Below are 26,069 nucleotides of genomic sequence, written 5' to 3'. Positions count from 1 at the left end.
AATTGCGAGATACGAAACGTGACGCTCGTAAGAGACTTGCAGCCATAATGCTAGATCGACTTGATTCAACCGTGGGAGAGTTCATTTGGGAGACCTGACAACGCCTAAGCCAGTGCTGCGGATCGTGGCTGCGTTTAGTTGCTATCCGGAATCTTTGGCATGGGGAGCAGCCCAGGCCGAAAGTTGCTGGGGGGCGATCGCCCTCAAGAGCGAACCTTTTCTGTTGACCGAAACGACCTATTACGACCAAGAGATGGGACCTGGGCAGAGCAAGCAGTTTTGGGCGTTTGCCGATCTGCAATCTCCCGGAGACCTGCCTGATTGGAAGCGGCAAACGAACCAATGGGAACAACAGCATGCCGAGGAGCAGTCGTGGCCCGTCGCCCGTCCGTTGAATCTGGACTCTGGCTACATCTCGGAAGCGAAGCTCGTTTTGGCGACCACGAAGGATCGTGATCATCGGATATATCTCCGCGATGGCATCTTTGCCGAGGTGACTCTGCATTACCGCCGCAAAGTCTGGGAAGCCTGGCCTTGGACCTACCCTGACTACCAGCGTGCTGAATTTCACGAATTCTTCAATCGCTGCCGTGAATATTTGCGAAAGTCGTTGCAAACGCTTTAATCGCCCCAATCGGGCGGGGGATTTCCTCGGGGGAATGGTTGGGCTCTTCGCTCGTGCCGATCTTGAAATAGAATGGCGGTTTTACTGCCTGCTTCTCGAACCCCTAATCAAACGGGAAATTACGTGGCCTGGAGCCCCTTTATCGCGTGTGTCTTTGTTCTGGCGGCCATCCTGCCTGGTCTGATTATCGCCGGGATTTCAACCGCAGTGATAAGACGCTTAGCCCCTCGGCTGGGATTGGTCGATCAGCCTGGCGCGCGAAAGGTACACGTCGTTCCGACTCCGCTAGGAGGGGGCATTGGAATTTGGTTGGGGCTGGTCGTTCCCTTTGCTCTCGCCCAGTTGCTGGTTTGGTACGGGGCGAATCATCCCGAATTGAGCTTTGGTTGGCCGCCGCTGGAGAAGGCCTGGCAGTTCGCTCAGCCGCACTTGTCTGGCTACTTGGCCAAGACGGTTTCTCTCTGGATTTTATTGGCGTTAGCAACCGTTTTGGCTGTGGTTGGCTTGTTGGACGACCTGCTGGGGCTGGGCTGGAAGATTCGTCTTGCGATTCAATTTATTGTGGCAGGCGTGGTTGTGTGGGGGCTGGGCTGGAAGCTTAGTTTCTTCGTCGATATTCCAGTGATTCCTGACATTGTCACCGTTTTTTGGATTGTCGCGTTAATTAACTCGTTCAACATGCTCGACAACATGGACGGACTCTCGGCGGGGATCGCGGGCATCGGTTCATTTATGCTGGCCTCGGTATTGCTTCTCGCACCTGACCCAATCACGGCCGGCCCCCAATTGTTTGTTGGTGGCTTCTTATTGGTGCTGACTGGGTCGATTCTCGGTTTTCTGTTTCACAATCGCCCCCCGGCTAAGATTTTTATGGGGGACGCCGGTAGTTATTTGATTGGTTTCTGCATGGCAGTGATGACCATTCTGGCGACCTTTGGTAGCTACGAAGAGAACCGTCAGCATGCGATTTTGGCCCCACTGTGCATCTTGGCAGTTCCGTTGTACGACCTGGTGACGGTGCTTTACATTCGAATTCGCCAAGGCCGCAGTCCGTTTCAGCCAGATAAGTGTCACTTCTCGCATCGCCTGGTCGAGATCGGTTTCTCGAAGACCACTGCTGTGCTGGTGATTTATTTGTTAACGGTAACATGCGGATTGGGGGCGTTGCTGCTGCATCGTGTCGACGGGATTGGGGCTGTTCTGGTTTTGCTGTTAGTATTTTGCGTGCTTTGTTTGATTGCCCTGATCGAACAAGCTGCACGCCGTAAAGAACGGGATCGAACCGAATAGATGGCCGCCAAAAACAAACGCGAAAAACGTCCCGTCTCGCCCGAGCCTAATTTGTTGGACAAGGTGATTGCTGGTGGGATCGCGTTTCTGGCGGTGACCGCGCCACTGGTCTCGAGCGAAGGCTCGCCCGAGCGAGGGGCCGAACTTTGGTTGGCAGTTGCGTGGTGCTTTTTGCTTGTGTTATGGGGAGTTCGCGCGATCGCGCAGCCGAAGCTTGAGGTCCGCTGGACGTGGATCGAAAGCTGCTTGGCCGCTTTTCTGGTCTGGCTGGCCCTGTCGACCTGGATGGTCTCTGACGACATCAACCTCCGGGCTGCTTTCAACGGATTTTGGGATTATGCCCAACTGCTGGTGGGCTATTTTCTGATACGCCAATGCATCATTACTCCGCAGCAACGTCACGCGTTGTTGACGTCGATGGTGTGCGTGGCCGTATTGATTTCCGCGTATGCGCTTTATCAATACCGAGAAATCATCCCCGCGAACCAAGCCGCCTACCGCGCGAACCCTGAGCAGATTCTGATCGATAACGGAATCGACACCACCGAAGGTAGTCCGGTACGAACCTTGTTTGAGTCTCGTTTGAACAGCACCGAGCCGACCGGAACGTTCACGCTGACCAACTCGTTGGCTGGCTTTCTAGTGCCGTGGTTCTTGCTGGCGGTTGGCTGGCTGAAGTGTTCGTATGGTGCATCCATCGATTGGAAGCGAGTGGGCGGTTTGACCTTGGTGATTATGTTGGTCGGTATCTGCTTGCTCCTAACCAAAAGCCGCACGTCATGGTTAGCGGTCTTGTTTGGGCTTGGCTTGATCGGGTTTTATGGTTCGTCGATCGGGAAACGGATTTCGTGGGTGATTCCTGCGATTACTTTGAGCGCGTTTCTGCTGCTGTTCATGCTGGCGTTTGTCACCGGTGTGCTCGATGTCGAAGTGCTAAGCGAAGCCCCGATGTCGGTTTTGTATCGACTTCAGTATTGGCAAGGGGCGGCTGAAATCATTGCGCATCATCCGATTTTCGGTTGCGGGCTGGCCAATTTTCAGGGGTACTATCCCCAGTTCATGTTGCCGATGGCCAGCGAAACGGTTGCCGATCCGCACAATTTTGTGTTCGAAATCTGGTCGACCGTAGGCACCCCAGCGATTTTATTGTTTTTCGCCGCGATGGTGCTTTGGGCACGGCAGATTGGTCAGGCCAGGGGGGCCGAAGAAGCGGAGTCCTCAGGCGATGCAAACGTGTCCGTTGAGGCGGAACGCTCGGATCGCCCGATTTGGCTCGGTGCGTTGATCGCGCCGTTTGTCGCTCCTTTTCTGCAGATGATCATGCAGGAAGTGATGCTTGATTTCACGCCACTGCTGATCGGCTTGGTTCCGGCAGTGGTGGTGGCCGCCGTGCTGGTTCAATCCCCCATCGTCCAGCAGCAACGGTTGTGGTTGGTGATTGCCGTTACGGCGATGGTGATTAACTTGATGGCCGCCGGAGGTATTAGCTTCCCCAGTGTGGGCGGCTCGCTCTTTTTGTTGTGCGCGATTGCCTTGCCTGCGCGGCCGGTGGTTGTCTGGGAAGACATCAAGCCGAAAGCCGCAGGGTTATTGATCGGCCTAGCTGCTTTGTGGGTGGTGTCTTACTGGGGAATTCAACCGATTGCGGATCGGCAAACGCAAATGGCTTTGGCAACCGATGCGGCACGACGCGGAGATTGGTTGCGGATGGAGCAGCATGCCCAAGCGGCGACTTCGGCCGATCCTTGGAGCAAAGATGGGCCGGCGATGTTGGCTAATGTTTACTTTCAAGGCTGGATGAACAACCCTGACGCGCCGCCAGAGGCGAGGCAGCAATTGCTGGATAAACTTGAAAAGGCGCTCGACGAAGAGTTCAATCGAGCTGGGCACTCTTTTCCGTTGCATTTTTCGACCGGCAATTGGTTTCTCGATATGTATCGGCAATCGGGCAATCCCGAGTTTTTGCTCGAAGCGATCGACCATTATCGCGAAGCCGTTCGCTTATACCCCAATCGAGCGATTCACCATGCTCAGTTAGCCTGGGCATTGCATTTGGCGGGAATGCCGCAAGAAAGTGCTACGGAAGCAGAAGAGGCGTTGCGTTTGGATGAACTCAACCCTCACGCAGAACGGAGGTTAGAGATCTTGAAGATTTATGATGTCCCGGTCGGCAAAGCGGCGACCGAAGAGCTACCTCCCCCCGATCCTGAACTTTCTGCCAAACAAGTCATGGAAAATTTGCGTACAATAAAAGACTGAAGCCATTCCCTGCGCGGACGGGGCAATTTTCTTTCCTCCGCGTAGCTCGATTTCGTTTTCAAATCTTATCCCTTTCATTATCTTCCCCCCCTGACAACCATGAAACCTATTGTCTTGCTTCTGGTTTGTTTGTTGGTTGGTTCTGCCGCTGGTTACGCAATCGCCGTGCGGGACATCAACACTCCCAATGATTTTGGTGCGATCACCGATCCATCTTTGATGTGGAAAGATGTCGAGATCAAAGAAGACTCGCCCATGGCAGTGGTCGAGGGGGGAAGCGTTTATGCGTTTGGCCGAATGGAATTGAATTCGGTCGGCAAACATACGTTTTTCGTGAAGAACGAAGGGAAGCAAGAGTTGGAATTGACCATGGAAGGAACGACTTGCAAATGCACCATGGCTGATTTGAAAGAAGGGGACATTCTGAGGGTTGCTCCTGGTGAGACAACCGAGATCAAATTGGAATGGCGTCCCAAGGCATACCAAGAAGACTTCGCTCAAACGGCGACCATTGCCACGAACGATCCACGCAAGCCTACGCTCGAACTACGGATCACCGGTTCGGTGGTTCAGGCCGTCGTCCTTGAACCTTCGGAGATTCGGCTTTCGAACATGGCTGCTGGCGAGACGCGTAAAGCGGCTACCAAGGTTTTGTCGTACAAGGATGCCGACTTTAAGATCAACGATTTGAAGGTGACCGGTGACGGAGCCGATTTGTTCACCGTGACCCAGCGCCCGCTGACGACGGAAGAATTGGAAAGCTCTTCTGGGGCCTTGGCTGGCTACCTGGTGCAGTTGGAGGTCAAGCCTGGCCTGCCTTTGGGGACCAATCGTAATAGCATTGTGGTTGACACCAACAGCGAGTTCGCCCCAGAGCTTGATATCTCGGTGGTGAGCTTTGTCGTGGGCGATATCTCGGTCATCGCGATTAAGAAGTACGATCGCGACAAAGGGGTGCTTTACCTGGGCAAGTTAAAGCAAGATCAAGGGATTTCCACCAAGCTCTTCTTGATTGTCAAAGGTTCCCACCGCAACGAGGTTTCAATCAAGCCTAAGCAAACGATTCCAGACTATATGAAGGTGGAAGTAGGCGAGCCAGAATCGATCAACAACGGCAACGTTCGTAAGTTCCCCATTACGCTGGATGTTCCCGAAGGGGTTCCTGCGGGGAACTACCTGGGGCCAGGCCGAGAAAAGCTGGGCAAGATCGTGCTAGCGGTGGAAGGGCATCCCGAGATCAAAGAGGTTGATATTTTCGTTTACTTCTCGGTCGAGTAGAGTTTGGCATTGGATACTCACTTCATCATGGGCCGCTTTGCGCAGGCGGCCCATGCATTGTCCGTACCAACTTCCCACCCCACACAGATAGAATGCGAATGGTTTCTGGAAATTCGACCGTCGGTCTCGTCACTGCATGTTTCATCTTGGGGAGCGTGCTGGGCTGCTCGGAAACCAAACCGGCTTCGGTTAGTCGAGCCGAGGATACGCAAGTCGAGTCCTCTTCGCATACCACAGCGAACCAGCAGCCAGGTCAATTGCCTGCCCTGCAAGACGACGCGGCTCGGTTAGCCAAGCCAGCCGCAGGGGAAGCCGCGTCCACAGACGTTCGCCAGGTCGCGCACGAAGAACCTAGCAACGGCACCAGTACCGTGGCCATCGAGCGTGAATTGTTTCAAGGGTGGCCCAAGCCTGACGTGGCGTTGTTTCTCACCGGCGAGCAGCATGGCTACATCGAGCCTTGCGGTTGTACCGGCTTGGCCAATCAAAAAGGGGGCCTGATGCGTCGGCAAACGTTCCTCAATCAGTTGCGAGACGATCGTGGCTGGGACGTTGTGGCCTTAGATGTCGGTAATCAGGTGCGCCGCTTCGGTCGCCAGGCGGAAATCAAATTTCAGACAACCGCCGAAGGCCTGCGCAAGATGAAGTACGACGCGATCGGCTTTGGGCCGGATGACCTGCGACTTTCGATTGACGAAGTTTTCGCCGCCGTCGCTTCCGAAGACCCCGACAATATCAAGTTTCTTTCCAGCAATGCCGTCTTGCTCGACTACACGCCACGTTATCGCGTGATCGAAACAGGGGGCAAGAAGATTGGTGTGACTGGGGTTCTGTGCGAGAAAGAACTACAACGTATCTCAAACAGCGACGTGGGCCTTTCGGACCCGGTCGAAGGTTTGAAGGAAAGCTGGCAAGCGCTGAAGGCCGAGAACTGTGATTTGTACGTTTTGTTGTGTGAAGGAACATTGAGCGAAAGCCGCGAAATCGCTCGGCAGTTTCCTGGTTTCCAACTTGTGGTCACCGCTGGCGGAGCTGGCGAACCAGAACTGAAGCCGGAAGTGATTGAAGGCACACAAACGCGTTTGATTCAAGTGGGTACCAAGGGAATGTACGTGGGGGTCGTGGGCCTGTTTAACGATCCACGTAATCCAATCCGTTACGAACGTGTAGCCCTGGACGATCGTTTCAAAGATTCAGATGAGATGTTCAAGCTGTTGGCTTCGTATCAGCAGCAATTGGAAACGCTTGGTCTGAGCGGGCTTGGCATTCGCCCTCAGCCCCATCCCAGCGGGCACAAGTTTGTTGGTTCCCAATCATGTGCCGAATGCCACGAAGACGCCTACGAGGTGTGGAAGGGCTCGAAGCATAGCCATGCTACCGAAACGCTCGTTCATCCTCCGGAACGCTTCCAGGTTTCGCGGCACTTTGATCCTGAGTGCTTAGCCTGTCACGTTACCGGCTGGAATCCTGCGACCTATTTGCCGTACGAGTCAGGCTACTTAGGCCTAAAGGAAACGCCCAAGATGCACAACGTCTCGTGCGAAAACTGCCATGGGCCGGGCTCGGCTCACGTGGCCTCTCAAAATGGGGACGGCAACTTTACTGCCGAGCAAACGGCTCTTTTCACCGAGCAAATGAAGCTTCCTTTGGATAAGGCCCGCGATACCTGCCTCAAATGCCACGATCTGGACAACAGCCCTGATTTCCACGTGCCAGGGGCGTTCGACAAGTATTGGGACCAGATCGCTCATTAATCCGTTGTGAAAGCGTTTCATGGAAAGGTAAACTGGTAGGGTGGTTGGGACCTTACCTTTCTTGTTGGGCGGCATTTCCCATGGCGACGACAACTTGTCGAGATTGTGGCAACGAAGTTAGTTTTTCCGCGAGAAGTTGCCCTCAGTGCGGCGCTCCCGAGCCAGCTAAGCCCAATTGGGATGGTTACGGCTACGAGTATAAGTCGAAGACGACTTTGTTTGGTTTGCCTCTGATTCACATTTCGTTTAAGTATCGCCGCAATCGTACGCCCGTGGTGGCCAACGGTGTTATTGCGATTGGGCAGTTTGGCTTTGGCGTGATTACGATTGCCCAGTTCGGCATGGGGCTAGTGACGCTTGGCCAGTTTACTTTCGCCGCAGCCACCATCGCCCAGATTACGCTGGCCGCTTATGCGGTCTGCCAGGTCGGAGCGGTTTATGAAGGGATCGGGCAGAAGCTGTTTTTTCTCGATAAGATTCTTTGAACCGTCGTCACCCGAAGGCGAAAACGAGACAACGACTCTCCAGAAAACTAGCGAGAACGTGATTCGTTTAGACGACGTCGAATCTCTTTCAGCCGCTCTTCTGATTGAGCGAGTGAGTTGTTCGCCGGGGAAGAGGCCGACGTTGGTAGTTCGGGGATCGAACCGAGCGGATGCCGGCTGTCGGCGGCAATCTGGCGGATGCCGCCTAATTGGTTTTGAACATCGGCCAGCCACTTTTGCGTTTCGGCTTGTTTGCCGGAAGCGTCTTGAAAAAACAAACATGCGGCCAGGGCCATGCACGCCAGCGAGATAACCGAGATCGGAAATCCAATGCTGAACAAGTCCGGCCGCCGAGCAATGACGCTCCAGACGATTAAGAAACAGCCACAGACCAGAAGCATGACACCAGCGGCAAGGCTTAACGTAGCCAGCCAGGGAAAGCTTGTGACAGGGGTGATCGGTTCTGCCAAATTCTCGCGGGCAGAGGAAGATACAGAGGAACTCGCGGTGCCAATGGGTTGCTCTTCCTCGAACAGATCCGGTTCGCCAAAGCGTTGAACCAAACGTTCGATCCGGCTCAGGGTGGCTTGCATGCGGTGCGAATCTAATTGCAGGCCTGGCAGTGGTGCTGAAGTAGACGCAGACGCCGTTTTTTTCGGCGATTTCGTCGCTTCTGGGTTCATATGCGTTTGGCACTTCGCGCAGACCAAGCCCGCACGCTTCTTCTCAGAGGCAACTCCGGCAACTTGGGTCTGACAATTGTGGCACCACATCTGCTAGCACTTTCCAGGGAATCAGAACTGGGTTTGTCATCTTATCGGCTGCGTAGGAGATGCGGATTGAATTGTTTTGGGTAAATAGAGAAAGATTGCCGGGGTCGATACGAAAAAAGCGAGCCTTGTTCTAAGACTCGCTCTTGAGGTTTTGCGGGTTGTTCGGATTAGGAAGACCGAGGGCCTATTCCGAGTCTTCGGCTGGGGCTTCTTCCTCGGCCGTGGCGGGATCGGCGTCCGCTTTTTCTTCGGTTGGTTTTTCGTCGAGATCGAACAGGCGATTGAATTCCTTGGCGTAGTGATCTTCGCCGTAGGTCAATTCTCCACCTTGATAGCCGACAATAGAAACGCCCAAGCCAATCACGAGGGCCCCGATTAACCAGATTGACTTCATTTTGCCTTCTTCCGACTTAACGGTCGTGCGAGCAAATGGAATCAAAACCAACGCTCCGATAGCGACCAAAATGCCAAGCCAACGGTGACGGGCGATATTGCTGTTGGCCAAATCGAATGACAAACCGACATAGCCTTCGTCGGTGGCATAAGCCCAGCCCATCACGCACGCGCCTACGGCAGCCAAGGCACCGCAGCAGAGGCAGTAGTAAGCGGCCGTTTCAAACGATTTACCGGCAAAAAACGAAACCAGTAGGAAAGCCATCGAGATCGACAAAAGGGCGATCGGGAAGTGCGTCGAGGCGGGGTGGAACAAGCCTTGGAAGAGCCACAGTTTATAAGCGGTGCTCATTTCCGGTGGGGCTTCCACAGGGATATTGTCGACCGGCGTTTCTGCCTGCCAGTCGAAGTTGGCTCCCTCTTCGATCCATAGCTTCACGGTTGCCAGTTCGGCGGCCGTCATGCCGGTGGGATTTTCTGGAGTGACCGGAGGCATCTTCATCTCTTCGTCATCGGTAATCAGATAGTCGGCCCACAGCGAGCTTGATTCCACATCGCCGGCTTCGATGTAATCGGCCATCGAATCGGCGTCGTCAACGCGAAAGTCGTTTTTGGCTTCGTCGGGACCGTGGCAACTTAGACAGCGTGCTTTTAGGATCGGCTGCACGTCGAGTTGGAAATCAACGATCTCTTGGGCACCTGCCAGGTTCAACAGACAGGGACTAAGCAATAAGGCAATTAATAGGCGAAGGTGCATAAGTCTTTCCAGAATGGGATTCGGATATCGCGATTCGAAATCGAACACAATCGTTTTCGCAGAAGCGATACGTCGATTCCTTACCTTAAAGGGTTGGCCTGGCCAGGGGGGACCGATCGCAGGCTACGATTGGCGCGGCCGAGGCAGAAGGTTTTCGTTCCATGCTTAATGTAATCCATCTCAATAAATTATCCCATGGCCTTTTCGGTCGCGTCAAGCAACAGCGGGACGACTTCGTCCAGCGGTTGAGTTAGCAGCGCACCCGCCGCAGCGACGTGACCACCTCCCCCAAACTGTTGTGCCAGGTTGGCGACATCCAGTTGGCTGCGGCTGCGGAAACTGGCTTTAACCCCTTCGTTATTGGGAAGCTCGACAAACAAGATCGCTGCTTCCACTCCGGCGACTGCCATGGTCATGTTGATGGCATCTTCGGTATCGGCTGCGGATGCCCCTGTATCTATAAAGTCTTGCTTGGTTGCCATGCTGTAGGCCAGCTTACCGTTGTGAATAATTTTGGCACTTGCCAGTATCCGCCCCCTTAAATTGACGCGTTGGATCCGTTCTTTTTCAAACAACTTCGCATAAACTTCACTGGGGACCGCCCCTGCTTCAATCAAATCCCCAATTGCGTGGTAGGTGCCGCCGCTAACCGAAGGGAAGCGGAACCAGCCGGTGTCGGTGGCAATTGCGGTAAATAACACGAAGGCTGTCTCTGGGGTAATTTTCAAATCCCAAGCTTTAGCCGCTTCGTACACCAAGCGGCCGGTTGCTTCGCACTTCGGGTCTTTAAACATCTCGCCCCCCAGGTCGTCCTGGCTGACGTGATGATCGAGAACGAGCTTGGCGCCGTGGAACTGCTTCATGACCGATGCCATCTCGCCCAGCTGAACCCAAGCACTGGTATCGACCACCAAAAAACCATCGTAATGGGCCACAACTTCTTCCGCCGAGATATCTTGGCCCAGCTGTTTGATCTCGTTCTTTGGATCGATAAACGCCAAGTGGGGAGGGGTTTCCGAGGCGTTGACGATCGCCACTTCTTTACCGAGCTGCCGTAAGAGGGCGGCCATGCCTAATTCGCTGCCGAGGGCATCGCAATCGGGGCGAACATGGCTGGTAAGAACGAAACGTTTGGGGCTTTCAATCGCTTGGCGAAAAGCTGTCCAGTCAATGTTCATGAAGTGATCTCGTTAGGCGGTTGGCAAAACTAGGGGGTGGAGTTTGCTTGATAGTCTTGAAAGATTTGTTGGGTGGTTTCGATATCGAGTGCCAATTGTTGCTTCAAAGCGTCGATACCGGAAAAGGCCGTAACATCGCGCAGGCGAGAGAGGAACGAGACCTCAAGCGGTTCGCCGTAGAGCGTTCCTTGAAAGCCGATCAAATGGACTTCGATCTTGCGTGCTTTCTCGCCGAAGGTGGGATTCGGCCCGATGTTGATTGCAGCGGCGTACGTTTGACCGTTGCGATAAGCCATGCCGGCGTAGACACCAATGTCAGGAACCAGAGTATCAATTGCTTCTAGATTGGCGGTGGGAATGCCCAGCGAGGCACCGCGGCCAGCGCCATGGGTGACCATGCCACGGATGCGATACGGTTGAGTGAGCATATCGCGCGCTGTTTGAACTTCGCCAGCGGCAATTAGCTTGCGAAGACGACTGCTGGAAACGAACTCGGATTCTCCCTCGCGGGTGAACGGCGTGAGGATATCGAGCTGAATGTCGTGTTGCTGGCACAAACTAGCCAGGGTGGTGGTGTCGCCGGCCCGGTTTTTTCCGAAATTAAAGTTCGGGCCTTCAATCATCGCTTTCGCGGCGATTTTTTGTACGATGATTTGTTCAAAGAACGCTTCCGGCGAAAGATCCAAAAGGTCGTGCGTGGTGGGATAGGCGATAACCGCGTCGATTCCCAGTTCCCCTAAAAGCTCGACTTTGCGACGAGTCCAAGTCAGCGGAGGGGGGGCCAACTCGGGGCGGAGCAAACGCACTGGATGTGGATCGAAGGTAAAGACGACCGCCGGGCCACCGACTTCGTCGGCTCGCTGACGAACCTGGCGCACGATCTGCGCGTGACCAAGGTGCACGCCGTCGAAGTTGCCAATCGTCAACGCACCGTGGCGATATTCAGAGGATAAGGGCTCCAAATCCCGAAAAAGCTGCACGATATGCCTTTACCCAAGGAAGACACAGCGGGCCAACTTACGGGCCTCGCCGTTATCGTAAAACCTCGTATTTTGCGTTGTTCGTTCTCGGATGACAACCAAACCTAGCTTAGAATTCTAGCTAAGTTGGCTAGTTGCTTGACGTTAAAACAAGACAATCATTAAAAATGTAACGGCTTAGACGATCTTTTCGCTGCCAAACGTCCAAGATTGAGTGCGGCAACCGGAATATCCGTTTATTACACTAGCAGTTCCTTCTCACCCTCTCCTGCGATTATCAACCGGAAAGTTTGCCTTGTGACTGAGTCAGCGAATCCGCAGCGAACGCATGTTGTGACTTGTCCTGTGTGTGCCACTCGGATGTCGGTGCTTACCGCCGATGTTGGTCGAAACACCGAATGCCCCGATTGCGGACATGTCTTTGAGATCAAGAAGGCGGAAATCAAACTTGAGATCCCTGAGGAGATTCTGCTGGAAGATGAATACGGCCTAAAAGATGTTAGCCACGACCAGGACGACGCCCGGAAGAAAATGGGCCAAAACATCATGTCCCAGGCCGAACGGGAAATCAAAGAACAGGCTGAACGCAAAGACCTGAACAAGAAAACGCAAGGTGCCTTCGAAGAACGGCGTCCTCGCGATTACCAAATTGAAGATGAGGACGGCGAGAAGAAGCCACGCGAGAGCCTTACGCCGGAAGACTATCAACCGCGGGCCGAGTTGGTCGACTTTCCGCTTAACTTCACACCCAAGGAGCTTGCCCGCGATGCGATGTTGTTTAGCGATGTGGGCTTGTTGATGCGGTGGGTGTTCCTGTCGATCTTTGCGGCACTGTCCCTTTATTTCACCGTTACCGCAATCTACAACGGTTCGCTCCCCACGCAAAACATTGTTACCTTTCTGACGACGTTCATGTGTACCGTGTTTGCCGTGGTTATCGGGACTGGAACAGTAGCGTTTCTGGGCAGCTTCTTTCTGTTCCTCGTGATGACGGTTTCCTCCGGCATGGACGAATGGGAGTGGCCTGAACTGGGCATTTTTGATCGTGTGATGGAAGCGTTGTTTTTGATCGTGGCGATGTCGCTAACCATGGTCCCATTCGGAATTATGGTGACCATTGATAAGTCGATGGCCTGGCCATTTCTGCTGCTGCCTGGCGTAGCGTTTCCCGTGGTTTACTTGGCAATGCTTGACCAAGGAAATATCTTTGCGCCGTGGAGCAACACGATCATGGCTTCGCTTTTTCAAATCCCTGTGAAGTGGCTGCTGTTTTATGCCGCAACGTTGGGCTTGCTGGCGGTGTGCTGCTTGCTGGGATACGGTCTCTACGCGATGGCCGGAATCGAACGCCTGGCGTACATCGCGTTGCCTGGCGGCGTGATCGTGGTGGGATATTTCTTTGTCTATGCCATCTGGCTAGGACGGCTCAGTTGGGAAATCGCCGAGCTGAACTCAGAATACAAAGAGGAAGACACCAGCAATAAGGTGTCTTCCTCTTCCTAGTTCTTAGAATCGTTGGTTAGACATTCCAGACGCGATCGGCGCGCGAGATCAAGCCGTTCGCGTCGGGATCGTTAACGAAGGTCTCGGTTTGCGGATCGATGGTTAGCTTTCGCTGGAAGATCCAAGCCAACGCCGCCGCGTGACAAGCGATGTGTGACTTACGCATCACGTTTTGATTGGCTGCCGTTAGCTCGCGCGAACGGATGCAATCGAGGAAGTTACGCGAGTGCGAAGCGACATCGAGCCCGCGCACACGCGAGGTGTCTTCGGTAATCTCTTTTTGCAGGGCAGGGGAGGAGCAAACGATTTCGCCATTGTCCCCGGTTTCGACCCACCCTTCAGTTCCGATGAACCGAACCGGGCAAGTCCCCAAGCGTGTGATGTAATGTGGATCGCGATTGCCAAACGGATCTTCCAGGAAATCGATGACTAGTTTCACGCCGTTTTCGTACCGGCAGTAGATGCCGTTTTCAGTGGGTTGGAACTCGACCGGCATGGTCCCATCAGCTTGGTTGGCCCATTGGCAGAGATCGACCGTATGAGCGCCCCAATCCAGCAGGCGTGCCCCTGAATCGAAATCCCATTGGCCACGCCATTTGCCTTGGACGTAAGCCAAGTTGAATGGTCGCCAAGCAGCGGGGCCGAGCCAGAGATTCCAATCGATTTCCTCTTGAGCTGGCTGCGTCTGGGCTGGTAGCCAACTATTGTCGAGCACCGGGCGATAGACCGAAGCATGCATCGTTTGCAGTTCGCCGAGCTTGCCAGAGTGGGCTAGTTCGACCGCCTTTTTGAAATTCGGCACACTGCGACGCTGCGTGCCGGCCTGGAATACACGTTTCTCTTGGGTGATGGTATCGGCCAGGTTTTGGCAATCTTCAATCGTGATGCCACAAGGTTTCTCGCTATAGACATCTTTGCCCGCTTTCGCAGCAAGAATCGAAGCCGCCGCGTGCCAGCGATCGCCGGTCGCGATGAGCACGGCATCGATGTCGTCTCGGGCGAGCAACTCGCGAAAGTCACGCATGGTTTCGCAATCGTGGTTGCCGTAGTGCTTGTCGACGATGGCTTTGCCGGCTTCACGGTGCTTGTCCCAGACGTCGGCAATGGCAATACAGCGAACATCCTCGTGAGGCAGTGTGCCTCCCATGACGTACTTACAGCGGTTGCCGAATCCGATGACACCGAGATTAATTTTGTCGTTAGGGGAAGTCTTCCCCTCGGCGGCCAGTGCTTGGCCGGGAAGGTATTGAGCAGCGGAAGCAATTGCGGCTGCGGTGCCGGCCGTTTTCAAGAAGCTACGGCGCGACGTGTTCTGCGGAACATTCATGGGGGCAATTCCTTATGGCAGAGCAGGTGGGTAGGAATGAGAGGTGGGGGAGATCGTGCGATCTCTTCTATTTATTAAACCACAAAAAGTCCCCAATACCGCTCCTTTTTTTGAAAAGAAATCATGCCCGGTCCCAAGCTCGGTTGGTTTCGTATAATGAACCGTTTTCCCGTCAACAATCATCGATAGATAAACGCTGCTATGACCATGAAACGACACGAACTCGAACGCCTTGCCAAGTCGTACCGTGCCGGAAAAGTTCCTTTGGCTGATTTTTGCGCGCAAGTTCTTCAGGCCCAAGCAGCCCCGGCGAAAGAGTCGCGAGCCGCGAAGCCTGCCAGCGCGATTCTCGACGATACCACGCTCGATATCGAACGCGCCGAACGCTGTGGTTTTCCTGAAGTGGTTTACGGCGAAGGGAAGTCTGCGGACAGCATTGTGCAAATATTCGAGAAGCAGCGCGAGCATGGCGATGGGTCGCTGGCTACGCGAATCGATGCCGAAAAAGGTGCCGCTTTGCAAGCCGCCCTACCTGAGGGAACCTATCACCCGCTTGGTCGTACCTTTCGCATGCCCAACAAATTGCAAACGTGGGGAAATGTCGGTTTGGTTACGGCCGGCACCAGCGATTTGCCTATCGCAGAAGAGGCCCGCGAGACGTTACGCTGGATGGGAATCGAACCGGTCTTCATTCAAGATGTCGGCGTGGCTGGTCCGCATCGCTTTACCGAGCAAGCAGGCAAGCTGAAAGGCGCGGACGTGGTGATTGTTGTGGCTGGCATGGAAGGTGCACTGCCAAGTGTGGTCGGTGGTTACTTGGCTTGTCCAGTGATTGCTGTGCCGACCAGTGTAGGCTACGGAGCAAGCTTTCAGGGGGTTGCCGCACTGTTGGGAATGTTGAACAGTTGTGCGTCGAATGTCACCGTGGTGAACATCGATGCTGGCTTCAAAGGCGCTTATCTGGCAGGTTTGATTTCACGACGTGTCCGACAAGCGACCAAGTAATTTGTTGCTTCAACCAGGAAGGACTCTGATGTCATCCATTTCGCTACCTGCTGGACTCCCCATTCTGCCGCGACGCGATCAACATTCTCACAAAGGAACGTTTGGTCGGGCGTTGTTGATTGGTGGCTCGGTGGGCATGGCTGGCTCGATTAGTCTTTCAGCACGTGCTTGTCTGAAAGGGGGCGCAGGGTTGGTAACAGTGGCCGTGCCCGACGCCATTCTCGATACGGTCGCTACATTTGATGCGGCCTACATGACCTGGCCCTTGCCAACAGACCGTTCCGGTCACTTACCTTTTCATGCGAAATCAAAAATATCAGAGAAACTTGAGCATGCCGATTGCGTGGCCATTGGGCCTGGGCTGGGGCAATCACGCGGGCTGTTTTTTCTGGTGAATGATTTAGTCGATCGTTTTTCTGGGCCGATGGTGATCGATGCGGACGGGTTGAATCTAGTTGCTCAACGAGCTGAAAAAACGGAACCGTTCGCTGCTCCACGTGTCTTAACACCCCATTTGGGCGAGTTTCGAAGGCTTGTCGGCAAGCCGCAGCTGACCATGGAAGAAGCAACCGCATCTGCCATCGAGTTTGCGGACAAACGGAAATGTGTCTTGGTGCTTAAGGGATCGCAGACACTTGTCACCGATGGAACACGCCAGTGGAAAAACCCTACGGGTAATCCAGGGCTCGCAACAGGTGGCTCTGGGGATGTTCTAACTGGCTTAACCACCGCCATGCTTGCTCAACGATTAAGTGTCTACGATGCGGCGGTTCTTGCGGTCTATCTGCACGGTTTAGCTGCCGATCTTGCGGTGCAGGAAACTTCGCAGCCAGGTTTGACGGCATCGGACTTGCTCGACTTCTTAGAGAGTGCTTTGTGTCAGTACACACAAGCACGCGACGCTAACTCTGCGTGATGTAAACGTCGATTCAACATTGATTGTTAGGACGTTATTCGTTTCCGTTTTCGGTGCGAGAACGTAGCGAGAGTTGTTCTTGTTGCGTCTAAAGTCTTGCGTTCGGAAACCCACAAGAATTTTGGAATTGGATCGGGTGCTTTCAGTGAGTATTCTTTGACAGGGAATTAACGGAACTCGTAGACGAAACTTCTCGTCAGAGTGGTTCACCGAGGCATCGTTCAACAACTTTTATTAAACGTGATCTTGCTGCTGGAACAGAGGCCAAGAGGCAGGACGCGAGGGAGGGCGACCTATGGTAACGATGAATGCTGTGGTTTATGAAAAAAATGGTCAGACGTATGTCTGGGCATTTCGCGAAGGAGAAGAGCAACGCGCCTTAGAAGCGATTTGCCAAGCGGCGAACAATAGCGAGCTTGACTTGGATTGGATCGATGCCAACGTAATTTGGCAACGCATGGGGGAAGCCCCAGAGCAAGTCGAAGTTCGAGAAATGGCGTCGTATCTGGCTCGTAATTCGCGGCGCTAATAAAATAAATTCTCTGCCCCCAGTAAACGACACATCTTGGGGGCAGCAGGGCCTCACTCTTTCTTCATTGAGGCCATAGGACACAACCAGATTCCTCTGGTTGTGACTATCCCAGGCCGCCGGTTAAGATGTGGTGGTACTGTCTTAAAAAATCCCCGAACATATACCGCCGACATGCAGCCCCGAAAAGAAATTTTCCCTAACGTAATTGAATTGAATTTCCAAGCCGGCGAGTTGCTGGGTTGTAATGTGTATCTCGTTTTCGAAGGGAACGAGTGGCTCCTGATCGATATTGGCTTTGAGGAAACAGTCGAAGACTATATCGATGTGATCCGCAGCATTGATTTCCCTTTGGCGAATTGCAAAACTCTGGTCGCCACGCACGCCGATGTCGACCACATTCAAGGGCTGGCCAAGGCCAAGCAGATTCTGGGAACCTCGGTCACTTCCCATCCACTGGCGGTCAAAGCGCTAGAAACCGGCGACAAACTCCACACCTTCGCGGAAATCGCCCTGCAAGACATTCATCTAGACATGCCACCGGTAAAGATCGAGCACCAGATCAACGATGGCGACATTTTAGAGGTAGGCAAGCTCAAGCTTGAGGTATGGCATACCCCTGGGCATACCGATAGTCAGCTGAGTTTTCGCTTGGGCGATTTATTGTTCTCAGGCGATAATATCTACCGCGACGGCTGTGTTGGGGCGATCGACGCACACCACGGCAGCGACATCCCGGCGTTTATTAAGTCGCTCGAGCGAATTCGGCAAAGTGACGTAAAATGGCTCCTGCCTAGTCATGGGCCGATCTTCCGCAAGGACGACGCATTGCTGGATAAGACCATTGCCCGCTTGAACACCTATCTCCACATGGCCGACTTTGGGACGTGTGCGATTGATTGGCCGTTGATGGATGAATGGGAAGACGAGATCGTCAAAGGGGAGCTTCCCAAGTAACGCGACGACGCCAAAGCTGTAATTTTAGGGCCTTTAACGGCCCTTTTTTTATGCGCCGAGCTCACCAAAAAGGGGAGCACGGAAAAACTTTGCGCCGTTTCGTATGCCGTTATTTGGGGATTAACGAGCTGCAAGGGCATTTCGCTCAGGCCATAGCGCGCCAAGCAAAACTGCTGAGATTCCTAGCAAGCATCATGCGCGCATTCTTTGCATACGGCGGACAGCCGGAAAACGTCTACTGAAAAGCATAAATTCCCACAAGTGTTTAAGTTGTTGTTTCTTCAGTAGATACAGCGACATCTATCTCGCTTGCCAGCTTTTCAATCCTCGTTGCGGAACTAATGGCACAACGCTTGCAAACAGGGGGTTTTCGTGCACACGACCTTACGTGGGAAGGCGCACTCAAAGATATCCCACGTTGGATCGATTCCTGGCCCTGGCATATAGCTGGCTGATGTTTATTCCATCTTCTGAAAAAGGTACGAATCACATGGTAAGTTCCCTCTCCCTCCCCAACCGAGCGTGGTTCGCGGTACTCGCGATCGCCCTCGGTCTCATGGTCTCTTACCCGCTTTCAGCGCAAGACGCTGGAACGGAAGCTTCGGCAGAAGCTCCGACGGCGGAAGCCCCGATGGATGAACCTGGCGATCTGAAAGCGGAAGAAAATGCTGAAGGGGAAGACGCAGAAGCAAATGTAGCTCCTACCGTTCCTGGTATTACCGAGCCTGGTGGCGACCTTGACGCACTCTGGACCTGCTTGGCGGCATTTCTCGTGTTCTTCATGCAGGCCGGTTTTGCCTTGGTGGAAGCGGGTTTCACGCGTGCCAAGAATGCCTGTAACATCATCATGAAAAACCTGATGGACTTCGCGATTGGGTCCTTGGGCTTTTGGTTGATTGGTTTTGGTCTGATGTTTGGAACGACCAATGGTCTTTTTGGGACCGACCAGTTCATGTTCGATGGTACTAGCCCGGAAGCACTTGCTGTTAAGCCAAATCCGACTTTCAACTGGGCCTTTCTGATTTTCCAAACCGTGTTCTGTGCTACTGCCGCGACGATCGTTTCTGGTGCGATGGCCGAACGAACGAAATTCTCGGCTTACTTGGTTTACTCGGTTCTGATCACCTGCATTGTCTATCCGATTTTTGGTAGCTGGGCATGGGGCAGCCTCTACACGCAAGCTGGCTGGCTGGACGCAAAATGGGGCTTCCTTGATTACGCTGGATCTACAGTTGTGCATTCGATCGGTGGTTGGTGTGCGTTAGCCGGAGCGATCACGATCGGCCCTCGCATTGGAAAGTACACTGCTGACGGTAAGGTGAAGCCAATCCCAGGCCACAATATCACGCTGGGGGCTCTGGGCGTGTTCATTCTGTGGTTGGGATGGTTCGGTTTTAACGCCGGTTCGACCACGGCCATCACCGATGGTGCTCCGTTCGCCTACATCTGTATTACAACCAACTTGGCCGCCGCTTCTGGGGTTGTTGGTGCGTTGATTACTTCGTGGATCATGTTCGGCAAGCCTGATACTTCGTTCACCCTCAATGGTGCGTTGGCAGGTCTTGTCTCAATTACGGCTGGTTGCGATTGTTTGAGCCCAGGTTGGGCAGCGATTGCAGGTTTGATTGGTGGCGTGATCGTTGTTTTGTCGTGCGTCATGTTGGACAAGCTAAAGATCGACGACCCGGTCGGAGCCGTTTCTGTTCACGGTGTGTGTGGTGCTTGGGGAACTTTGGCAGTTGGTCTCTTCATGAAAGAAACCGGCTTGGTCAACAGTGGTGATCCGTCGCAACTGATTGCTCAGCTCGTCGGCATCGTGACTGCATTTGTCTGGGCATTTGCGTTAAGCATGATCATCTTCAACGTCATCAAGTTCACCATGGGCTTGCGTGTTACTGCGGAAGAAGAAATGCAAGGGCTCGATATTCACGAGCACGGCATGTATGCCTACCCGGCACACTTGGTCACCGAAGGGACCAGCCAAGCGGGGCATGTCTCGTAAGGGCAAGTTAAGCGAAAGCCAACCTCGCGGGTTTCGCCTCGGTGAAGCCCGCGAAGTTCACGAAGATACTTCGGCCTTTGCCTGGGCCAGAAGTTCTACCCCAATGACTTGGAAGAGTGTTCCGCCTCGCTCTTCCAAGTCGGGGTTTTTTTATGCGCTGCGCTTTAGTTTGAAGTTTGAAGTTTGAAGTTTGAAGTTTGAAGTTTGAAGTTTGAAGTTTGAAGTTTGAAGTTTGAAGTTTGAAGTTTTCAGTTTGAAGTTTTCAGTTTTCAGTTTTCAGTTTTCAGTTTTCAGTTTTCAGTTTTCAGTTTTCAGTTTTTAGTTTTCAGTGAAGAGTTACTGGTGGATACCTCAAGACGCTTTTTTGCTCATCTTGTTTCCTCGCCCCTGCGGGGAGAGGGGGTAGGATGAGGAGGCGATTCGGGTACACGCTGCCTATACTCTCCCTTGGAGGGGAAAGGGGGAACTGATGGTGCCGTTGGGCTTTGTAGCCAGGCTCAGACGGTTTCCTCCTCTTGAAGGGGGCAGGGCCGAGTAGCTCGTTTGGTTTACCAACGGCCGCTTTTCACTGAAAACTGAACACTGAAAACTTCAATCTAGCCAGGCCATATATCCGTAACCTGCTAATATCCGCTTCACTGACCTGGCTCTTTCCTCTCCTTGTCCCCCCAAGCTTGGCCGTTTACATTCGGTAGTGGATAATCTCTCGCACGTTCCCTTGTGGATCTTTCCTTATGAAACTCGTGATCGCGATCATTCAACCCAGCCGCCTGGAAGCGGTGAAAGAAGCCCTGACCGAAGTGGAAGTTTTTCGCTTGACCGTAATGGATTGCCAGGGATTTGGCCGGCAAAAAGGGCATACCGAGGTTTATCGCGGGCACGAATTCACGGTCAATTTGCTGCGCAAGGTGCAACTACAAATTGCCGTGAACGAAGACTTTGTCGAGCCAACGATCGATGCCATCGTTAAAGGGGCTCGCACCGGCGATAAGGGAGAGATCGGGGACGGCAAGATCTTTGTGGTGCCGATGGACGATTGCATTCGTATCCGGACCGGCGAGCGAGGCCCCGAGGCGATTTAAGCTGCTGCCCCGGGCGGATTGCGAACCAAGTTAGCCACCAGCAGCAGCCGACTGAGCAGAGGTTAGTTGCTCGCGAATGATCTTGCTCGCCTCTTTGCCCAGGCTTGGGGAATAGCCAAGCCAAACGGCTGCCGTCTTGCCGTCTGGGCCCACGAGAATGGTCGTCGGATAACCGGTGAATTCGGCGGTTTGAATCAGTTTCTGGCGAAATTCCCCGTCTAGGTCAACATAGATCGGCAAGTCCGAGTTGTATTTGGCCAAGATCATTTTCGATTCGTCTTTGAGGTATTCCTCGTTTTCTTGATACCCGACGCCACTGGGCCCCCAACCGCCATCCGAGGCGATGGAAACGAACTGAAAGCCAGGTTCGTTCGCGAAGTTTTCACGCAATTTCAGCAATTCGGGGAATTCCATTAGGCAAGGTGGACACCATGGCCCCCAGAAGTTGATCAGGGTTGTCTTCCCCTGAAGGCTCGCCGTATCAAACGGGGTATCGGTGTTGAGCAGCGGTTGAAGGGTAGCCGCTGGGATTGGCTTGCCCACCCAGGGATGTGGTCCGCCTGGTTTCGGACCCAGAATCAGGGTCGAAGCCATAACACCCAGGCCAACCAACACACAGAGGAGAAGGAGCAACTGAACTTTGCCAGAGCGAGCGCGACGAACAGTGGGCCGAAGATTGGGCTGTAGGGTAGGGCAGGGCATAGCAAAATCGTATGAAAAAGAGGTTAAGACTCACCGGCAGGAAATCACAACCTAAATTCTAGTGATCCGTGGTCCGGTTGTCGGTGATATTCCCCACGAAATCCGCTGAGAAATTGGCGGTTACGGGGTAGGTACAATGGATCGCTCTGGTCACATTCCCTCTGCAACGAAATAATAGGTTATTGTGTTGGAAACAGGCGAGTGCCAAACTCGCAACGGGAGAGCCTTGCCGGAAGAGAAAGGGCTCACGCTGCTTGAAGGATTCTATTGAGCGATGAAGTTTGAGGTTGAACTAAAATTTCCGGTCGACGATTTGTCGGACGTAGAGTCCCGTGTCGAAGAGATGGGGGGGATTATTGAAGTCCCTAAACGCCAAGCCGACAAATACTATAGCCATCCGTGCCGTAACTTCGCCGAAACCGACGAAGCACTGCGAATTCGTCGTGTGGGCGATCAAAACTTCATTACCTACAAAGGCCCAAAGGTCGACGACTCGACCAAAACACGCCGAGAAGTAGAAGTCCCGCTCGTTTCTGGGGCGACCGGTGCGGCCAATATTGTGGCCATGTTCGAGTCGCTGGGCTTTACGCCGGTAGCCGAAGTGATCAAAGATCGCCGCAAGTCGGAGTTCGCCTACGAGGGATTTGAAGTCCTGGTGGCCATGGACGAAGTGCTGGAATTGGGCAAATTCGTCGAATTAGAGATTACCGCCGAGGAAAGCGAGATCGAAGGGGCCAAAGCCGTTCTCGAAAAACTGGCTGAACAGCTCGGATTATCTGCTAGCGAACGCCGTAGTTATCTTGAATTGATACTGGGCAGTTAATAAGGCGGGATTCTTTTCCGTTAGACTTTCTAGGAAATTCTCCGTTTCCACCAAAACCTTAGCCGGTTTCCGGGGTTTCTAGTTTCACCAAGATATTTATCTACGTGAAAGGTGTCTTTTTCACGTGATGATCTTTAGGAAGCCCTGGGTCGTTAAGTTACCGCGCACTCGGCCTGGGGCTTCCGCCTTTTCTTGGTCGGGATGGGGGCCCCTAGTCGTCGGTCGAAAAATGGACTTCTATAATGGGATAAATGAATTCGAATTCCCGTTCTTCCACTTCGATCGAGTTGGCTAAGTCAGCCTCAGCTACCTCTAAGCAAGTCGCGCCCACCCAGGTTGAAGGCGTTTCTCGCAATTTCTTTCTGTTGACGCTCCAGCAAATTGTTTTGCGGTGCGGCTGGATTTTCAAAACGGAAAGTATCATCATTCCGGCGGTTTTAGACTTGATTGCCGGGTCAGGGTGGGTCCGAGGATTTCTACCCATCTTGGGAAGGATTGGCCAAAGCTGCCCTCCGCTTCTATACGCCGATCGCTTACGGCATTTGCCCCTGAAAAAGTGGTCGCTGGTCGGAACTTCGCTGGGCATGGCCGCTGCCTTTGGAAGCTTGGCGGCGATGTTTATCCCCGGCGTCGATACGGCCATCGGCAAAACAGCGATGGTGGTTGGCTTTCTGTGGTTTTACTTTTTGTTCTTCTGTGCGACAGGGCTCAACCAGTTAGGCTTCGGAACGGCACAAGGCAAGCTGATACCGCCACCTCTACGAGGTCGATTGATGTTGGCCTCGAATGTAGTCGGAGCGGTTATCGCGACTAGTCTGGCGGCCTGGCTGTTGCCTAAGTGGCTTTATGGAAACACGATCGAGGTCCATTGGATCTTCGGCTTCGCGGCATTCGCATTCATGGGGAGTGCTCTTTCGGTTGTAGGACTTCACGAGAATCGCGACAGCTCGCAGGCCAGCGCATTCTCGCCCAAGCGTTTAATCTGGCAGTCGTACCGCGTGCTGCAAGACGATCATCGGTTTCGCTTGGTTTGTATCATTGCCGCCGCGTTTGGCTTTTCGCTGATGTTGTTTCCCCACTACCAGGCCCTCGCGCGAGATCGTTTGGATGTTGATCTTTCGCGGATGATTTTCTGGGTGATTGTCCAGAACGCAGGCACCGCGATTTTTAGCTTGCTGGGCGGGCCGTTGGCGGATTGGAAAGGGAACCGACTCGTCTTGCGAATGATGTTGTTTGGTGTGATGATTTTGCCCCTGGGCTCGATCTTTCTAGTTCACTCTGGCGAGTTCGGTATTCGCGTATTCGATTGGCTGTTTCTCTTTGTGGGTATCACCCCAATTACTTTCCGGGCGTTCACCAACTACACGCTAGAGCTTGTTCCAGCAGAACTACACCCTCGTTACCTGGCCACACAAAGTTTGTGTATCGCGTTGCCGATGGTGCTCTCGCCGCTGATCGGTTTGCTGATCGATCTGACAAGCTTTGAAGCCGTTTTTATGGGGGTTACCGTCATCTTGTTTGGCGGCTGGGTAATGACTTATTACCTGGTAGAACCCCGTCATGAACCAGGGCACCACATTGCGTACGGCGAGATGGATGTTGATCCGGACGATGAAGTTTAGCGCCCAGGTTCAGCAGAACCGACTGGTAGACTGCGTCTCGGCGATTTCAGCCTTATCGGTGAGTTCTGTAAGCTCTCAGAGAAGAGAAGGGAGCTAAGTGGCCTTAGCTGCTGGCGCTGCGATAGCTTCTTAGCGACTTTTTGAAGACCCAGCGCGAAGCCACTAGGCTCAGTGCGGTGGCGGCCAGCATGTAGATTGGAAGAAACCACATTTGCTGGTCGCTTACGCCAAACGGTTGGGCCATGATCCGGGCCGGGACGTTCACCACAATCAGAATGGGGATGACGAAGGTAAAGATCAACTGCAGCGAGATTCCCAGTCCGCCAGAGTTGTAGATCTCCATCGGGTAACGGGAAAAGCTGGTGATGTAGAACCAGAAATCGTAGAGCGACGTATTGCGGCCAAGCCAAATGCTGGACGCGGCGAGCACGATCATCAAACTGTACAGAATCGCGACGCCGCAAAGCAAAAACAGAACATACAACGCCACCATGCCAGCGTGCAGTTCAATGGGGTTGGTTTCGCGATGGGTCAACTGGTATAGGCTCACGCTCATCAACACCAGGCCAAACAAAAAGTTGGCCATCGACGGGAAGTTCACCTTTTCAAAGCTGACTAGAAACTGTGTGTCGATCGGTTTCAGCAGGGCGAAATCGAGTTTGCCGGTACGAATCAGTTCGGAAAATTCTTGGATGTTCGGCATGAAGAACATCTGCACCAAGCTGTTGACCAGCAGTGTCGTGGCTAAGAAGACGAAGAACTCGTACTCACCCCAGCCGGTATTGTTTCCGATGGAGTTGGTGTATCTAAAAATGAGCAGGTAAAAGCCCAAATTCATGATCACCCACGACAAGCTCGAAATACACTCAATCCAAAAGTTCGAGCGAAAGCTGAGGTCGCGGACCATGCTGTTTCGCAGGAACATGAGGAAGACGGCGACGTAAGATGGTCGGTCGTTCATGGTGTGGGCTTAACCTCCATACGCGCTGTACTGCTTCACGCCGTAATGAAACGCCAGGCGAGAAGCGATGATGAAGAACACAACCCACGCAACCTGAACGATCATGCCCCACATTAATTCTGCCCCGGTGATCTTTTCCAGGAAGACCGCAGCGGGGAAGTAAGCCAGGTACATTAGCGGCAACGATTTAATGATCATCGCCCAAGGGCCACCCAACTCGTTCAGCATATCCAGCGGAAACATGTGCCCCGACAGGAAGAACGAGAACAGCATATAAACAAACAGCAGCGAACGGACTTCCAAGAACCAAAACCCGATCATGCCGATTGTGGCTTCCATGAAAAAGCCGAGCATAAACGAGAGGAACAGCGAACAGAAGTAACAGGCCAGCACATTGCCTGGCGGCCAGCCAGCGAAGTAGCCGCGACACATGATAAACACAATGACGAACGGGACGAGCGCTACAATGTAATAGGTCAGCTTGTGGGCGATACGATTGAGCAGGAAGAACGAAATCAGGTCGAGCGGTTGAATCAGGTACTTTTTGATTTCCCCTTCGCGGATCTGCAAAGCGATCCCTGAAGCCAAGCCAGGCATGCTAGAAAACGCCCGAGAGATGGTCGACAGCAAGTAGTAGGCGACGATGTTGTAGTAGGTGTAGCCGGCGATTTGTTCCCCGGCGCTTTCCCCGCCCCCTTTGGCCGAAAAAATCGCCGACCACAAAAAGATTTGCGTCAGGATGGGCAGGAACCGCATCAAGGTTCCTAGCATGAAGTCGCCTCGGTAGACGAGCTTCTCGTGAAAGTTGATTTGAAAAATGGCCCACCAGGTCGAGGCCTTTGCGGCTAGTTCCGCCATTTGCTCTCTC

General features: G+C 53.3%; 23 protein-coding genes. 15 read left to right on the top strand and 8 right to left on the bottom strand.

Annotation, left to right across the window (positions count from 1 at the left end; all coding sequences use genetic code 11):
- The first annotated feature begins 85 nt into the window (after window positions 1-85).
- From DTL42_RS22625 to DTL42_RS22600, 6 genes are all read left to right on the top strand, one after another.
- The gene (locus DTL42_RS22625; RefSeq protein WP_114372475.1) at window positions 86-625 is read left to right on the top strand and encodes a DUF4416 family protein; all 540 of its coding nucleotides are present in this window, start codon (window positions 86-88) and stop codon (window positions 623-625) included.
- A 123-nt stretch (window positions 626-748) separates the two neighbouring features.
- A complete protein-coding gene (locus tag DTL42_RS22620) occupies window positions 749-1,915 on the top strand; it encodes an MraY family glycosyltransferase (protein ID WP_114372936.1) in 1,167 nt (388 codons plus the stop codon).
- Window positions 1,916-4,174, top strand: a complete 2,259-nt coding sequence (locus DTL42_RS22615; RefSeq protein ID WP_114372473.1) for an O-antigen ligase family protein — start codon at window positions 1,916-1,918, stop codon at window positions 4,172-4,174. It abuts the gene before it with no gap.
- A 99-nt stretch (window positions 4,175-4,273) separates the two neighbouring features.
- Window positions 4,274-5,452 (top strand): DUF1573 domain-containing protein, encoded by a 1,179-nt coding sequence (locus DTL42_RS22610; RefSeq protein WP_114372470.1) that lies wholly within the window; start codon window positions 4,274-4,276, stop codon window positions 5,450-5,452.
- Window positions 5,453-5,550: 98 nt separating this feature from the next.
- Entirely contained in the window at window positions 5,551-7,206 is a 1,656-nt protein-coding gene (locus DTL42_RS22605; RefSeq protein WP_158545517.1) for a multiheme c-type cytochrome, read from the top strand.
- 80 nt (window positions 7,207-7,286) lie between these two features.
- Window positions 7,287-7,691, top strand: a complete 405-nt coding sequence (locus tag DTL42_RS22600) for a zinc ribbon domain-containing protein (protein WP_114372466.1) — start codon at window positions 7,287-7,289, stop codon at window positions 7,689-7,691.
- 47 nt (window positions 7,692-7,738) lie between these two features.
- Here the strand turns inward: DTL42_RS22600 and DTL42_RS22595 are convergent, their stop codons facing one another.
- From DTL42_RS22595 to DTL42_RS22580, 4 genes are all read right to left on the bottom strand, one after another.
- Window positions 7,739-8,284: a hypothetical protein gene (locus DTL42_RS22595; protein WP_147274409.1), complete on the bottom strand. Its 546-nt coding sequence runs from the start codon at window positions 8,282-8,284 to the stop codon at window positions 7,739-7,741.
- 364 nt (window positions 8,285-8,648) lie between these two features.
- Window positions 8,649-9,614 (bottom strand): c-type cytochrome domain-containing protein, encoded by a 966-nt coding sequence (locus DTL42_RS22590; RefSeq protein WP_114372461.1) that lies wholly within the window; start codon window positions 9,612-9,614, stop codon window positions 8,649-8,651.
- Window positions 9,615-9,802: 188 nt separating this feature from the next.
- Window positions 9,803-10,792: a DHH family phosphoesterase gene (locus DTL42_RS22585; RefSeq protein ID WP_114372459.1), complete on the bottom strand. Its 990-nt coding sequence runs from the start codon at window positions 10,790-10,792 to the stop codon at window positions 9,803-9,805.
- Window positions 10,793-10,821: 29 nt separating this feature from the next.
- A complete protein-coding gene (locus DTL42_RS22580) occupies window positions 10,822-11,772 on the bottom strand; it encodes a bifunctional riboflavin kinase/FAD synthetase (RefSeq protein ID WP_114372457.1) in 951 nt (316 codons plus the stop codon).
- Window positions 11,773-12,069: 297 nt separating this feature from the next.
- On the opposite strand from DTL42_RS22580, the gene DTL42_RS22575 reads away from it, so the two are divergent.
- Window positions 12,070-13,275: a hypothetical protein gene (locus DTL42_RS22575; RefSeq protein WP_147274408.1), complete on the top strand. Its 1,206-nt coding sequence runs from the start codon at window positions 12,070-12,072 to the stop codon at window positions 13,273-13,275.
- 16 nt (window positions 13,276-13,291) lie between these two features.
- Here DTL42_RS22575 and DTL42_RS22570 read toward each other — a convergent pair whose 3' ends face one another.
- On the bottom strand, window positions 13,292-14,602 hold the full coding sequence (locus DTL42_RS22570; RefSeq protein WP_114372453.1) for a Gfo/Idh/MocA family protein: 1,311 nt from the start codon (window positions 14,600-14,602) through the stop codon (window positions 13,292-13,294).
- A 207-nt stretch (window positions 14,603-14,809) separates the two neighbouring features.
- On the opposite strand from DTL42_RS22570, the gene larB reads away from it, so the two are divergent.
- The 6 genes from larB to DTL42_RS22535 all read left to right on the top strand — a co-directional run bounded on the left by larB (window position 14,810) and on the right by DTL42_RS22535 (window position 21,093).
- Entirely contained in the window at window positions 14,810-15,607 is a 798-nt protein-coding gene (gene larB / locus DTL42_RS22565; RefSeq protein WP_114372934.1) for a nickel pincer cofactor biosynthesis protein LarB, read from the top strand.
- Window positions 15,608-15,635: 28 nt separating this feature from the next.
- Window positions 15,636-16,523, top strand: a complete 888-nt coding sequence (locus tag DTL42_RS22560) for an NAD(P)H-hydrate dehydratase (RefSeq protein ID WP_114372451.1) — start codon at window positions 15,636-15,638, stop codon at window positions 16,521-16,523.
- 295 nt (window positions 16,524-16,818) lie between these two features.
- On the top strand, window positions 16,819-17,052 hold the full coding sequence (locus DTL42_RS22555) for a hypothetical protein (RefSeq protein ID WP_114372450.1): 234 nt from the start codon (window positions 16,819-16,821) through the stop codon (window positions 17,050-17,052).
- 174 nt (window positions 17,053-17,226) lie between these two features.
- Entirely contained in the window at window positions 17,227-18,009 is a 783-nt protein-coding gene (locus DTL42_RS22550) for an MBL fold metallo-hydrolase (protein WP_114372448.1), read from the top strand.
- Window positions 18,010-18,499: 490 nt separating this feature from the next.
- Complete coding sequence (locus DTL42_RS22545; RefSeq protein ID WP_234824319.1) at window positions 18,500-20,011, top strand: ammonium transporter; 1,512 nt, start codon at window positions 18,500-18,502, stop codon at window positions 20,009-20,011.
- Between the two features lie 734 nt (window positions 20,012-20,745).
- The gene (locus DTL42_RS22535; RefSeq protein ID WP_105330529.1) at window positions 20,746-21,093 is read left to right on the top strand and encodes a P-II family nitrogen regulator; all 348 of its coding nucleotides are present in this window, start codon (window positions 20,746-20,748) and stop codon (window positions 21,091-21,093) included.
- 30 nt (window positions 21,094-21,123) lie between these two features.
- Here the strand turns inward: DTL42_RS22535 and DTL42_RS22530 are convergent, their stop codons facing one another.
- Window positions 21,124-21,795 carry a TlpA family protein disulfide reductase gene (locus tag DTL42_RS22530; protein ID WP_114372444.1) on the bottom strand — a complete coding sequence of 224 codons (672 nt, stop codon included), beginning with the start codon at window positions 21,793-21,795 and terminating at the stop codon, window positions 21,124-21,126.
- Between the two features lie 274 nt (window positions 21,796-22,069).
- Between DTL42_RS22530 and cyaB the strand changes: the two genes are divergently transcribed.
- Window positions 22,070-22,618, top strand: coding sequence for a class IV adenylate cyclase (cyaB, locus tag DTL42_RS22525; RefSeq protein WP_114372442.1), 549 nt, complete (start codon window positions 22,070-22,072; stop codon window positions 22,616-22,618).
- Window positions 22,619-22,869: 251 nt separating this feature from the next.
- The gene (locus DTL42_RS22520) at window positions 22,870-24,240 is read left to right on the top strand and encodes an MFS transporter (protein WP_114372440.1); all 1,371 of its coding nucleotides are present in this window, start codon (window positions 22,870-22,872) and stop codon (window positions 24,238-24,240) included.
- A gap of 103 nt (window positions 24,241-24,343) precedes the next feature.
- Here DTL42_RS22520 and DTL42_RS22515 read toward each other — a convergent pair whose 3' ends face one another.
- Window positions 24,344-25,201 carry an ABC transporter permease gene (locus tag DTL42_RS22515; RefSeq protein ID WP_114372438.1) on the bottom strand — a complete coding sequence of 286 codons (858 nt, stop codon included), beginning with the start codon at window positions 25,199-25,201 and terminating at the stop codon, window positions 24,344-24,346.
- 9 nt (window positions 25,202-25,210) lie between these two features.
- Window positions 25,211-26,059 carry an ABC transporter permease gene (locus DTL42_RS22510; protein WP_114372435.1) on the bottom strand — a complete coding sequence of 283 codons (849 nt, stop codon included), beginning with the start codon at window positions 26,057-26,059 and terminating at the stop codon, window positions 25,211-25,213.
- Between the last annotated feature and the right edge of the window lie 10 nt (window positions 26,060-26,069).

This window comes from Bremerella cremea, from assembly GCF_003335505.1.
GTDB classification, from domain to species: domain Bacteria; phylum Planctomycetota; class Planctomycetia; order Pirellulales; family Pirellulaceae; genus Bremerella; species Bremerella cremea_A.
Note: the sequence above shows the minus strand (reverse complement) of the source record. Positions and strands in the feature narration are given on the sequence as shown.